12 protein-coding genes are annotated in these 12,993 nt (G+C 41.3%); 5 read left to right on the top strand and 7 right to left on the bottom strand.

Annotated features, from left to right (window positions below; genetic code table 11):
- Window positions 1-56 precede the first annotated feature (56 nt).
- On the bottom strand, window positions 57-1,016 hold the full coding sequence (locus tag H5125_RS03795) for a LysR family transcriptional regulator (protein WP_101086124.1): 960 nt from the start codon (window positions 1,014-1,016) through the stop codon (window positions 57-59).
- 518 nt (window positions 1,017-1,534) lie between these two features.
- On the opposite strand from H5125_RS03795, the gene H5125_RS03790 reads away from it, so the two are divergent.
- The 4 genes from H5125_RS03790 to nrfD all read left to right on the top strand — a co-directional run bounded on the left by H5125_RS03790 (window position 1,535) and on the right by nrfD (window position 4,173).
- Entirely contained in the window at window positions 1,535-1,999 is a 465-nt protein-coding gene (locus tag H5125_RS03790) for a hypothetical protein (RefSeq protein ID WP_101086125.1), read from the top strand.
- 75 nt (window positions 2,000-2,074) lie between these two features.
- Window positions 2,075-2,542, top strand: coding sequence for a cytochrome c3 family protein (locus tag H5125_RS03785; RefSeq protein ID WP_182743584.1), 468 nt, complete (start codon window positions 2,075-2,077; stop codon window positions 2,540-2,542).
- Between the two features lie 6 nt (window positions 2,543-2,548).
- Window positions 2,549-3,235 (top strand): 4Fe-4S dicluster domain-containing protein, encoded by a 687-nt coding sequence (locus H5125_RS03780; RefSeq protein ID WP_182743583.1) that lies wholly within the window; start codon window positions 2,549-2,551, stop codon window positions 3,233-3,235.
- Window positions 3,232-4,173 (top strand): NrfD/PsrC family molybdoenzyme membrane anchor subunit, encoded by a 942-nt coding sequence (gene nrfD, locus H5125_RS03775; protein WP_182743582.1) that lies wholly within the window; start codon window positions 3,232-3,234, stop codon window positions 4,171-4,173. The genes H5125_RS03780 and nrfD overlap by 4 nt, the downstream gene beginning before the upstream one ends.
- Window positions 4,174-4,404: 231 nt before the next feature.
- Here the strand turns inward: nrfD and H5125_RS03770 are convergent, their stop codons facing one another.
- The 5 genes from H5125_RS03770 to H5125_RS03750 form a co-directional block, all read right to left on the bottom strand.
- Window positions 4,405-5,085: a Fe2+-dependent dioxygenase gene (locus H5125_RS03770; protein ID WP_182743581.1), complete on the bottom strand. Its 681-nt coding sequence runs from the start codon at window positions 5,083-5,085 to the stop codon at window positions 4,405-4,407.
- A 14-nt stretch (window positions 5,086-5,099) separates the two neighbouring features.
- Window positions 5,100-7,430, bottom strand: coding sequence for a TonB-dependent receptor (locus tag H5125_RS03765; protein WP_409085806.1), 2,331 nt, complete (start codon window positions 7,428-7,430; stop codon window positions 5,100-5,102).
- 243 nt (window positions 7,431-7,673) lie between these two features.
- Window positions 7,674-8,060 (bottom strand): VOC family protein, encoded by a 387-nt coding sequence (locus H5125_RS03760; RefSeq protein ID WP_182743579.1) that lies wholly within the window; start codon window positions 8,058-8,060, stop codon window positions 7,674-7,676.
- A gap of 206 nt (window positions 8,061-8,266) precedes the next feature.
- The gene (locus H5125_RS03755) at window positions 8,267-10,327 is read right to left on the bottom strand and encodes a PhoX family phosphatase (protein WP_182743578.1); all 2,061 of its coding nucleotides are present in this window, start codon (window positions 10,325-10,327) and stop codon (window positions 8,267-8,269) included.
- Window positions 10,328-10,500: 173 nt separating this feature from the next.
- Entirely contained in the window at window positions 10,501-11,766 is a 1,266-nt protein-coding gene (locus H5125_RS03750; protein ID WP_182743577.1) for a DEAD/DEAH box helicase, read from the bottom strand.
- Window positions 11,767-12,042: 276 nt separating this feature from the next.
- On the opposite strand from H5125_RS03750, the gene H5125_RS03745 reads away from it, so the two are divergent.
- The gene (locus tag H5125_RS03745; RefSeq protein WP_182743576.1) at window positions 12,043-12,240 is read left to right on the top strand and encodes a hypothetical protein; all 198 of its coding nucleotides are present in this window, start codon (window positions 12,043-12,045) and stop codon (window positions 12,238-12,240) included.
- Between the two features lie 12 nt (window positions 12,241-12,252).
- On the opposite strand, the gene H5125_RS03740 is transcribed toward H5125_RS03745, so the two are convergent.
- Window positions 12,253-12,738 (bottom strand): GNAT family N-acetyltransferase, encoded by a 486-nt coding sequence (locus tag H5125_RS03740; protein WP_157822781.1) that lies wholly within the window; start codon window positions 12,736-12,738, stop codon window positions 12,253-12,255.
- Window positions 12,739-12,993 lie beyond the last annotated feature (255 nt).

Below are 12,993 nucleotides of genomic sequence, written 5' to 3'. Positions count from 1 at the left end.
ATTATAATTTCACTCATTAGGCAATAATGCGAACCTTCATATTAACTCGTTTTATATTAAATTAGCTCATGGGTTAATTCACGAATTTGCTTTTTTAACCATGCTGCATCTTCATTGTCAACACTAGGATGAGTGACTAAAACCAATTTTAATGGCTCTACAACCTCAAATAGACGATTGCATTCGTACTCAGATAACTGGCAAGCATGTAAACCAGAGTCATCATCTAACATGTCATACACTGCTTTGTAGGGTGTTATTGCCAATGACTGACAGTCTGAGAGGTAATCAAATAAAGAAGACACGCTGGTAATGGTCATTTCGGTATTCAGAGATAAATCCTTAGCCTGACAATACTCCTGGAATGGGTTGAGTATGGGGGCCTGGATACCAATAAGCGTATTGATATATGGGTATTTAGCAATGGTTTCTAGAGAGATGTCTTGCTTTAATATAGGGTGCTTTCTGCAGCTGAGTAAGTATTGTCGGTTCATTGTCGCAAGCACTTCAACCTGTAATTTTTGGTCAAAACAGAGGATCTCTTCAGGGCCTTTGCAGCAACACATCACAATACTGTGTGGATCGCTAATCACGCTTTCCAGAGAATGACTATTCCAGCTACTCACATTAATATGGATATTTTTATTATGTTCTTTAATGGATTTCATCAATGCTCGCGGATAGGCATAAGCAATCATTCCAGGAATGACTAATTCAAAGTATCGATTATGCGATTGTTCAGCACTATTAACTCGATTGAAGTTTTTAGCACAGTCCACTATTTCTTTAGCAATGGGATAAATTTTTCCCGCATAATCATTTGGGACTAATCCGTATTTCCGTCTAATAAACAGCTCATCACCAAATATTAGTCTTGCTGTGTGTAAACAACGACTTATCTTCGAAGCTGGCACATCTAATATTCTAGAAACATGCGTCGCTGATTTATTTTCATAAAGACTCACTAATATAGATAGTGTTAATAAATCTAATTTATCTAAGTCAATTGGCTTCATCTTAGATACTCCATTTTAGGTATATAACCTAGCATTCTAACGCTTTTCAAAAGAGTTCATAATGTTATTTTAAGTATTCAATGATTACTTATTCCAGATCATAAAAATAATTTTCTAACACTACTTATTTCACATAGAATGCTTCCATCGATTGGAGCAATGTTTAGTAAAAGCTAATTTCATGTATTGTAATATCCAATTAAACAACTAGAATTTCGAGAAAACAGATATTCACATATTGATTTATTAAATTTCAACATATCAATATTTTAAAAATTCAAATTCAAACTTAATAACTTTCAAATCAACTTTGTTTATTTCAAATATATATCAACTTAAAATGCAGAAAAAAACAATAAGACCTAAATCATAACTACGATCGAATAAATTAAAAGCACATCATTTAATTGATTACGATCAATTAAAAACCAAAATATAAGGATAATATTGATCGTACGTCAATGACGTATGTTTAATTCATAAAACAATAAATTAAAAACGATTTTTTGGAGGATAATATGATTACTTCAGTCTTTTTAAGTTATGCATTTGTGTACTCTGTGCTGTTTATTGTGGTTCCCTTTATATTAGTAATTTTCATTATGACTTGTATAAAGTTCTTCAAAACTGACACTGAAGAGCACTCAATTAAGTTCAAAAAAATGCTTTTTGATACTCAGAGCTTTAACTTTTTAAAATCACTAAAAACAATGGTGGGCGGCAAATATGATGTTTGTTGCAACGTTCCAATCGATACCGTATTCGAAATGGATGCCCAAACCGCAGCCGAAAACCATACACGATTCGATTATGTCGTGATAGATCATGACTCGTCGGAAGTGAAATTGGTTATCTCTGATTTCAGTCAACAAGATGATGCTAACGCAAAAAGTTTGTTTGAAAAATTCAACGTTAAATTAGTTGAAATCGTTCGAGGCAAACCTTACGACATGCAAATGTTAAAGCTATCCCTACCGGTATGAAGACCCTGTCGGGTGAAGACAATCTGTTTTCACCCGATATTTTTTGATAATCCATGATTGTAGAGAGGACTGATTATGTCCCGGAATAACTGGCTACTGATGTTAAGTGTAGGCGTATTGTCGTTTGCCCTTATTAGTCAGGGAGCAAATAGCGCTGACTCTACTGAGAAAATTAACAATGACTCATGTATGAGATGCCATAAACGCAATGGTGCAATGCTAGGCCACCATGCCCAAGCACAGCTAAAAATGAGCTGTAGTTCATCATGCCATGGTGAGCAAGGAAATCACCCTAAAAAACCCAATGACCTGATGGTATTTTCCGCGGGAAACGACATTACAATAGACGCTAAAAATGACGTTTGTTTGAAATGCCATTCGCCTAAAAAGATATCCCAAGCAGAGTGGACTCACAACGTACATGCTCAAAAAGTGAGTTGTACATCTTGCCATAAACTGCATCCTGAATCTGACCCCATAATGGGCTTAGGATCAAAAGATCGCAGTAATGTGTGCCGAAATTGTCACACGGTACAGAGGTAAGTAATCATGGAAAACTCAAGAAGGCATTTCCTTAAAAGCACCTGCGCATTGGTTGCAGGCGTGTCGGTATATCCACTCAGTGGTAATCATGCCAATGCCGAAATGGAACCCGCTATAAACAACATAAAGTACGCTTTGTTAAATGATGAAACTAAATGCATTGGCTGTAATGCCTGTGTTGAAGCATGTCGAGAAGTGAATCATGTACCTGAAGGTGTCACACGACTAAGCATTGAAAGAACTGGGCCGTTTGGAGAATACCCTAATCAGTTTTATCATTTTTCTCGACATTCTTGTGAACATTGCGAGAACGCACCTTGCGTTTCTGTTTGTCCAACCGGGGCCGCCTTTATTAATAAAGAAACCGGTATTGTTGCAGTAAATGCAGATAAATGTGTCGGTTGCCAATACTGTATTGCGGCCTGCCCTTATGAAGTGCGTTTTATTAATCCTGTTACTAAAGCTGCCGACAAATGTGACTTCTGCCGTGAAACTAATCTCAAACAGGGTAAACAACCTGCCTGTGTAGAAATATGTCCGACAAAAGCATTAGTGTTTGGCAATCTTAAAGATCCCGAGTCTGAACTGGTTGCGCTATTAAAGGCGAATCCGACTGAGCGCTTTAAGCAAGATTTAGGTACCCGACCTAAAATATTTAGTATCAAAGCGAAACAAGGGGAGATTATATTATGAGTGCTTTTCATTTTGATACATTGGTTTGGCACTGGCCCATTGCAATATACCTATTTTTAGCCGGGGCATCCGCAGGCGCCATGTTCTTCGCTGTTTTATTGAAACATTTTTGCTTAAAAGAGAAAGCATATCAGTCTGGATTTATTATAGCTGCTTGTATTATTGCGGCAATTTCCGTTTTAGCTGGCTTAGGAGTGTTGGTATTAGATTTAACAAAACCTTGGGACTTTTGGAAGATTCTAGTGTTTTACAATCCTACGTCGGTGATGTCGATGGGTGTGATTATCTTAATGCTATATCAAGTATTTATGTATGCTTGGATTGCAGTAACATTCAGACAACCCATTGATAAATTTTGTGAAAAACATTTACCAATCGCCTGTACGTTAACCAGGCTGCTAGCGCGATATGAAGCAGGTATAACCGGTTTACTAGTGATTTTCTCAGTGTCGCTAGGTGCCTATACCGGATTTTTATTATCGGCTCAGCCTCACTTCCCAATGTGGAATACCGGAGTATTACCCTTACTATTTTTAGCTTCTGGCTTGTCTTCAGGTGCCGCTGCATCACTATTAGGTGGTGTGTTACTCAAAGGCAATCCCAATGGTGCTGAAGTACGTTTTATTCATAAAATAGAGATCCCATTGATTTTAGGCGAGATACTCCTTATGTTCACCTTCTTCCTAGGATTGGTCTTCAGTGGTGGCCAAAGCAAGGTTGCGGCATTCAATGCTATCGGAGTAGGCTTTTGGGGATTTGTATTCTGGTTCGGCATTATGGGACTAGGATTGTCGGCCCCATTAGCGATGAACTTATTTATGACCGCCACTTCAAAACGCAAGTTTTCCTATGTTGCCGGAACAGCATGTCTGAGTTTATTGGGCGTCATATTATTACGTAACTTTATACTTTATACCGGTCAAATGGTGGTAAGTTAATAAAATTACGGTGATAGCACGCGTTAGCAACCGTACTGTCACCGTCTATTCGACAGAAGATACCGCTGTTTGTAACCTCGTCCCTTTATTGAGTCTCATTTTTTTGAATCACCATTTTTTGAGTCACCTTCGCTTAACTATTTTTACCAATTGATTTTAATTGGTATTAAGACAAGCTAACAATTCAAAACCAACCATTATTACCCCGTCATTCAAAGCCCACTAGAGCGATTACAGCTGGGTAAACTGTCTAATTAAATTGTGATACACATTATGCAGGTTATCTAGCTCAGCGCGGTCAGTGTTGTTGGTTTTGATCAAGTTTTGAATACTTTGATCGAGCTGATACAAGGTTTGTCGTAAAGTGACATCGGCAACCATACTTTGAATCCAGGTAATAGCTGCTACGCGTTGCCCTCGGGTTACCGCGGTCACTTTATGCAAACTACTCGACGGGTATACTACGGCGTATCCTGCAGGTAATTTAATTTGCTGCTGGCCAAATTCAGTGGCAATAACTAACTCACCACCGTCATACTCTTCGGGTTCACTCAAAAATACCGTCATGGATACATCACTGCGGATCACTTCTGAGGTATTAGGGATCCGCATGATGGCTGCATCGACATGGTAACCATACTCTTCAGTTTCGCTGTAACGATTAAAGCACGGCGGAAATATCTTATGCGGTAACGCCGCTGATACAATTTTAGGCGTTTCGCCAATACGCGCCAGTAGTTGATTAGCCAGTTGGCGCACATTAGCGTGTTGCGCATCTGCTTGATTGTTATTTTTAACCGACGCCGCCATCCCCATTGCGGTTTTACGACCGTCGCCCCACGGACATTCAGCCAGTTGCTGACGATAAGCACCGACATCCTGTTTCGAGAGAATTTGTTCAATAACAATCATGCAAATACCTTTAATTAAAACTCATATGTCATCGACAATTTAGCATTACGGGCGTCACCTAAGTACATAAATGAGCCAGAACGATAAGCTGCCGTCCAGTATTCTTCGTTCAATATGTTACCTACGTTGACACGGAAAGTTAAATCTTCGGTGGCATTGTAACTGGCAAATAAATCAACTACTTGATAGTTAGGCACCACAATGCTGTAACGGCTATTGTCGCTATCATAACCTGCTGCAGTGTCTGGTTGTCCACCATACATTTCACTTTGATAAGTGTAACTACCACCAAATACGAATGACTCTGTTAGCTCATAACGCAGTTGCAAATAAGCGCTTTCATCAGCAAAGTTACTCAGTACTAAACCAATATTAGCTGGATTGTAAGATTCTAAAATTTCGGAATCCATTTTGGCAGCCGAGAATTGTATGCTGAGTTTGTCAGTAATATTGCCGACCATACCAAACTCAATACCTTTAACGCGGTTTTTACCGGTATTAAGTGTCCCCAAAGTTGAGTAACTGTCGCCAACACTTTCCATTACGTCACTTTTAGTGATTTGGAAGATTGATGCTGAAAACATCATTTTGTCGTCAAACAACATCCACTTGGTGCCAAGCTCTAGGTTTTCAACGATTTCGGCATCGGCTTCAGCAGCTTGCTCTTGTGTACCACAAATACCACCGTAACCACAGTTAGCACCTAAGTCAGACTCACCGCCGTTGATGTTGGTTGCAGTACTGTAGTTGGCGTAGATATTGGCATCTTCAGACAAGTCATAAACTAAGCCAATATTACCGTTATACATGGTATCGGAATAGGCATAATCCACTTCACCATCGCGACCTGTTGTGTTGTTACTGTAATCAAAGCTGTCTTGTCTAAAACCAAAGAATAGTGCTAACTGATCGGTCAATTCAACCGTATCCATCATGTATGCCGACACGGTTTCGATGTCGTATATCGCATCTGATCCACCATCAACATAGCTGCGATTCATTAACTGGCCGATATTGTCGACAGTATTGCCGTCACCATCAATAATACAATAAGACTCTGATACGCCACCGCGACCATTGGTCAAACAATTTCCATCATTGTTGTTGGTGATGCTATATACGCCGTTATCAACATTTTCATCTGTGTATTCAAGGCCAAATACTAACTTGTGATTAAAACCCAGTGCTTGAGTGTTCCAAAATAAGTTGAATTGAGTGCTGACATAATCAACATCTTGGTTACCTTGGTGAGTACTAAGCGTTAAGGTGCTGGCACCAGGCGCTGTTGGGTCGGTATCTGCCCGCGTTGTGCCGCCCATACCGGTTGTAATATAGCCATTTTCGGTATGTCCAACGCGTGTGGCGTTGTACAACGTAATGCTGTCATTTAACTCATATTCGGTACGTAAGGTAAACGTGGTGACCTTAGAATTTAGAAAGTCACCATCTTGAGCATAAACAGGAATATCTTCTAGCGGCTTACGAGTATCTCGATCAAAATAACTGCCTAAATCTGGCACATCTTTCGCGTCTAGGTAGTAACCATCGGCGGTAAATGACAATGCATCGGTGGCTTCATACACACCCGATAACTGAACACCTTGGCGTTCACTCGTAACGCCTTCGCGGCCCGGCTTGTCTTCTTCAGCGGTTAAGCCGTTAAGGCGTACTGCCACTTTGTCTGATATCGGTAAGTTATAGTCCACCGTTAGACGAGTGTGATCGTCAGTACCAATACCGAGATCGACGCGGCCAAAATCGTAAGCTACTGAGGCTTTTTTAGTCACACTGTTAATGGCACCACCTGATGAACCACGGCCAGCAAATGTTGAACTTGGACCTTTGGTAATTTCAACTCGCTCGGTGGCAAAACTTTCACGAGTGGTCATGCCAGGGTCGCGAAGTCCATCTACAAACACGTCGCTACGTGCTTCGTGACCACGGATAATATAACGATCACCGAATGCATTACCGTTTTCACCCGTACCAAGGGTGACACCCGCTTGAGCTGACAAAATGTCTTTTAAGTCCGTATTTCCTGACTCTTGAATTTGGTCTTGAGTTAACACGGTAATCACTTGAGGCGTATCGACAAGTGCAGCCATTCGGCGTTTGTCGGCTGAGTTATTAAACATGTAAACCGAGTTTTGCACACCATGAACACGAATTCGCTCTATTGATTCGTCCGTTTGCGCGGGTTTACATTTCGCCAATATATCCTTATCGCAAGTTTCATTTTTGGTGTCTGCAGCATATAGCGCTGGGCTACTGAATACTAATGCTGCAGCAACGGCTTGAGCACCTAACGATAACCTACTGTAATTACTCGACTTCATGCTTAACATCATCCTGTTATTAATAAGCGTTAACTAAATTTCATTTATGTGATGCACTTTACATAAATGAAACAAAGATCGCAAATGCAAATCATTATCATTTGTGTAAAGATTTATTAAATAAGAGATTTAGCTAACAAAGGAGGCAATAAGCAGATAGGTAGCCGTTATTGATAACCGCGCTTATTGATAAAAAGCTTCATTAATAACAGCTTGAATACCACTCAGAAACAGCGGCCTGGTTGACATAGATTAACTGACTTGATAAAGCTCTAACGGTAAACCGTCTGGATCGCTAAAAAAGGTATATTGTTTGCCGGTATATTCGTCAATACGAATGGGTTCGACTGATATTTGGTTTTGCTGCAAATGAGCCACGACAGCATCGATATCATCGACTTTGAATGCTAAATGACGTAAGCCCTGGGCTTCAGGATAACTGGGTCTTGGCGGCGCACCATTAAATGAAAATAGCTCAATTTGGCTACCATCGGGCAAAGCTAAGTCAAGCTTGTAAGAATCCCGTGCTTCGCGGTAATGCTCAGCAATAACTTTTAACCCTAAAACTTGCGTATAAAATGCTTTTGAACGTGGGTAATCGGCACAGATAATCGCGACGTGATGAATTCCATTTAGCATGGCTGTCCTTGTAAATAGACTATTAATAATTAAAGCTGGTAATTAGAACTGGTAATTAGAACTGGTAATTAGAACTGATCATTAGATTTTGTACACAGAAAAAAGTAAAACCCTGATAGAACAAGTCTATCAGGGTTAATATACGCTTTTAAAGCCATAAACAAGACTAAAGCAAGGTTAATGACTTCCAGAGAAAGTGGCTTACATTAAACGCCGATTTCACCGCCGTCATCTTTAATAAACATCACTGTAGCTGCACGTGGACGAACCGTTGTGCCTGCGGGCGTTTCTTCATCTGCTCTATCAGAGTATGGCCAGTTGCCAGGATGCTGAATATTGGCAAACATTGCGGTGTAGTCTGGCGACATGGCAAAACCAGTCACTTCACAGCCGTTAGGGCCAACAAAGAAACGCTTAAGCTGAGTTTGGTTTTCAGCCGTTACCACTTGTTGGTTACCGTCTGCATCTACCATCGTTGATGGCACAATCGCTAACATTTGATCGTTGGTTTCTTCGGTAACTTCAGAGGCACCATTGTCGGTTTGCACCCACAAAATACCACGTTGATCGAACGCCAAACCGTCTGGACTAGCAAACTGGTTTAAGTCAGTTAAGCCAGATAAGTTAGTCTCAGCATCACCATCTGCAGGTGAACCGAATATAAAGATATCCCAGCTAAATTCCGTTGCTGCATCACCTTCATCCCAACGGATAATATGACCAAAGTTGTTATTTAAACGTGGGTTAGCAGGGTTGGTGCTGTCGGTACGCTTACTGTTGTTGGTTAACGTTAGGTATACCGTACCTGTAAATGGATCGACAGTTGTCCATTCTGGGCGATCCATTGGTGTAGCACCCACTAAGTCAGCAGCGCCAGCAGTATTTAATATAATCGCGGCTTGTGAGTCAAAGCTGCTCGCAAGCGTGCTTCCGTCGGCAGTCACCCCATCTAACGTTAGCGGTAACCATTCACCGACACCGTCTTCGGTAAACTTAGCCGCATATAAGGTTCCGGCATTCATGTACTTATCGCCAACTGTTAAGCGGTTAGTACTGTTAGCATCTGCTGGATCCCATGCTGCGTCAGAAACAAACTTATACAGATATTCAAAACGTGAATCGTGGCCTGAATAAAATGTGATTGGTTTGCCTTCTTCAAGTTTACCAAAGGCACAACCCTCGTGGCGGAAGCGACCTAATGCAGTACGCTTAATAGCGCGCGAGTTGGGATTGTATGGATCAATTTCAACAATATAACCATGGCCATTAGCTTCGTTACGGTAATCATTAGTCGCACTTGAGCCCGTTGGCGTCACATCAAAACGAGCAAATTCGTCTAAACGTTCATCGTCATCACCCGCTAAGTGGCTCCAGCCATAACGAGTGTCAGAAGTCGAAATACCAATGCGGGTTTGCTCTTGCGTTAAGGTGCCTTTATTAACAAAGTAACCAGGCCAGTTTTCTTCACATGTTAAATAAGTGCCCCAAGGCGTATAACCATTACCACAGTTATTTAAGGTACCGCGCGCTTGGCTGCCATCGGGCGAATAACGCGTTTCAAGGTATGAGCTGTACGCTAGTGGGCCAGCAATATCCATCACGGTTGCACCGGTAAAACGACGGTTATGGCTGTCGTTTTCGACCACTTGCCATCGTCCAGAAACTAATTTAATACGTACAACTGAAATACCATGGGCGTTGATTTCTTTGCGGATTTCATCAATTACAGTGCGCTTACCATCAGCATCAAACGTTGGGCCTGTTGGATGTAAAGCATCCTGGTCAATGTATTCGTGGTTAATACACAATAAACCGTCATCTGCCGAATCATTCAACGGGAAGAAATGCATACCATCATGATGCATACCTACTGAGTTTTCCTGATCGATAGCAGTATTACTGCCATCGGCTTTCCACGCTGCAGCTTTCGAATTTAAGGGTGTTCCCCAAGGTGCTAACACATAAGCTGAATAACCAGCAGCTACCGCAACTGCATCGGTTTTAGAACCGGCAATAGACTCAAAACCTAATACTGCAGAACTTTTTGTTGGTGCTGTTGGCGTGATCGGCGTTGTTGGCGTTTCTGCAACGGTGTCATTGTCAGAGCCACAAGCACTTAATCCGAAGCCACCAAACGCCGTCATAGCACTAAGGCCTAAACCACGCTTAACAAAATTACGACGTGATAGATGATTATCCATCACTTCATTGAAGGGGGTATTTTTACTGTTGTTAAAACGAGTTGGATCAAATGTCGCCTTGCTCATAAATTGTCCTTAGATATGCTCTGAAAATAACGGATCAAATATAGGTATAATTATTTGTCAGTTAAGATAAGCGTCTAATGTGACAACTCGGTTCAAACTAGATGACATTAATGTGGCAGTAAAAAGACACTCACCACACTGTCATGTGTGATGGAATTAATATAAAACTCATGTTAGCGTTTTTTACCACGCGAAGATGCCGCTAATGCCTTTTTACGTGCTTGTTGTTTTAATGCAGATTTGGTTGTTTTACGGGTAACTGGAGCAATTAAATCAAGGTCTGGCTCAAAACCTGCCAGCCATTGCTGTGGTAAACGTCGGTCTAAAAAGGCTTCTAGTTTAGTTAATAATGGCTCGTCATCGATGCTTAATAATGTAATAGCTTGCCCAGCTTTACCTGCTCTGCCTGTGCGGCCAATTCGGTGTACGTAGTCTTCAACTTGAAACGGTAACTCCATATTAACGACATAATTCAACTCGTTAATATCTAACCCTCTAGCAGCCACATCGGTGGCGACTAACGCGGCCACATCACCGGCTTTAAATGCTGCTAATACTTGTTCACGTACTGCTTGAGATAAGTCAGCATGAAATGCTTCAGCCGCTACACCAGCTTGATTCATTTGCTTTACCAGTGCATCAGCACCTTGTTTGGTGCGGCTAAATATTAAGCTTTGCTGCCAACCTTCTTGGCTGATTAAATGACACAGCATGGCGCATTTTCGGTTAGCGTCGACATTAAACACTCGCTCAACAATACTGCTGGCGGTGGTATTTCGCTGAGCCACTTCAATCACTTGTGGTGAGCGTAATAAGCGTCGGCTAAAACTGAGCATACGGTCATCTAAGGTGGCTGAAAATAGTAATGTTTGTCGTGTACTTGGTAAACGCTTAAGCACCTCGACAATTTCATCTTTAAAGCCCATGTCCAGCATGCGATCGGCTTCATCAAATACCAAATGAGTTAATTGCGACAATGACAACGCACGCTTACGTAACAAGTCTAATAACCGTCCGGGGGTCGCCACCAAAATATGGGTGCCATTGGCTAGCTGACGGATTTGTTCGCCAATGCTAACCCCGCCATAAACCATCACGCTAGTGACTGAACTGCCATAAGCATATTGCTCAATACTACTGTGCACTTGCTGGGCTAACTCTCGAGTTGGGACCAATACAAGCGCGGTAATAGGGGTTAAATGAATATGTTGAGTATCTGGCTGAGCGACTAGAGCATCTTTATGAGTCAATAGTTGATGCAGTAACGGTAATGCAAATGCAGCCGTTTTCCCGGTGCCCGTTTGCGCCCCCGCCATCACGTCTTTACCGCTTAAAATAACCGGAATAGCCTGTAGTTGGATCGGCGTAGGTTGCTGATATTTCAATTCAGCTAGACGATTAATCAATATGGGATGTAACGATAAATCTGCAAAAGACATAAAAACTCCAAACATGTGGATGGGCAGTTTATCACGCTCATTCAGATGAAAACAAAGGCTCTAGGCGGTGTTTGCTTGGATTATCGTTAATTAACACGGCAGTTAAATGTGATGCTCAACACATCTTAAGCAGGTCGAGCTTATTGCGGCAGATAACACTTGACTAAAAAAGTAAGCCTTATACAATTTAAACATGCAAATAAAAAACATGTTTAAATTTGGCCACTAGATCTCATCACAACATTACACAATCAGCTCCCATAACGAGGTATCACCATGAGTTTTTCAATTAGCGGTATTTTCAAGCCAGCCAAGCAAGCTGAACCAGTTAGCAATGTGGCACCTACAGCCCAGGACACTGCTGTAACAGACTCGAACTCTGCAACAGAAAAAGTATCTCAGGCTGAAAATACTACCAAAAAACAAGATAATGGTAGCAGTTGTTGCGGTGGATGTGGCGGCGGCAATCATTAATCCACGAGAATATTAAACGTTACCACGTCTGAATAAACGTAAATTGTCTTTACTGATTAATTGCGGATACTGCGCTGTAACGTCGAAAAAGCCATTGGCATACGCCACTGCCACTGAGCCTTGATTCTGTTTCTCGATATAAGCAAAAACAGGGCTCGAAATAAATTGCTTTAAAAACATTTCCACTGCTTTGGTGGCAATGCCCTTGCCCCAATGTTCACGTCCAATCCAATACCCAACTAAACGCATTTGTGGGTCGGACTTTGCTGCTGCGTCGGTATTAATCCACGATAAAACATTGCCCACTAAAACATCATCGATCCAAATCCCTTGCGCTATCGCCTTTTCATTAGCCAATACTTTTTGCTGCCAATGCAAGTTAAAAGCCTTACGTTTACGCGGCACAAAATCTGCCATTTTATTAGCAATAGGGTCGTTTTCAAATTCAAACAATATATCTAAATCTGCTTCAGTAATGGGATGAAGAGAAATATTCATTTCGGGTTCGCCTTTTCTATGTTGTGTCACCAAGATCATTTATATTATAGATAACCTCAGCTCTAAAAAGAGATGGGATAAATCGTTAAAAACGGGTTTAATTCAAGTCTGCAATATCAAACTTGCCATGTGTTTTGCTAACAAGGCATATTGGACGTATCAATAGCTCGCCTATTGTAAGTCGATTCAACACTGATAGCGGAAATGCCTGTTTGATGACCGTTTATTATCCATAATTGAGGTTATATATTCTCA

Source organism: Shewanella sp. SR44-4 (genome assembly GCF_014163715.1).
Classification (GTDB): domain Bacteria; phylum Pseudomonadota; class Gammaproteobacteria; order Enterobacterales; family Shewanellaceae; genus Shewanella.
This window is presented reverse-complemented; position numbering and strand designations above follow the sequence as displayed.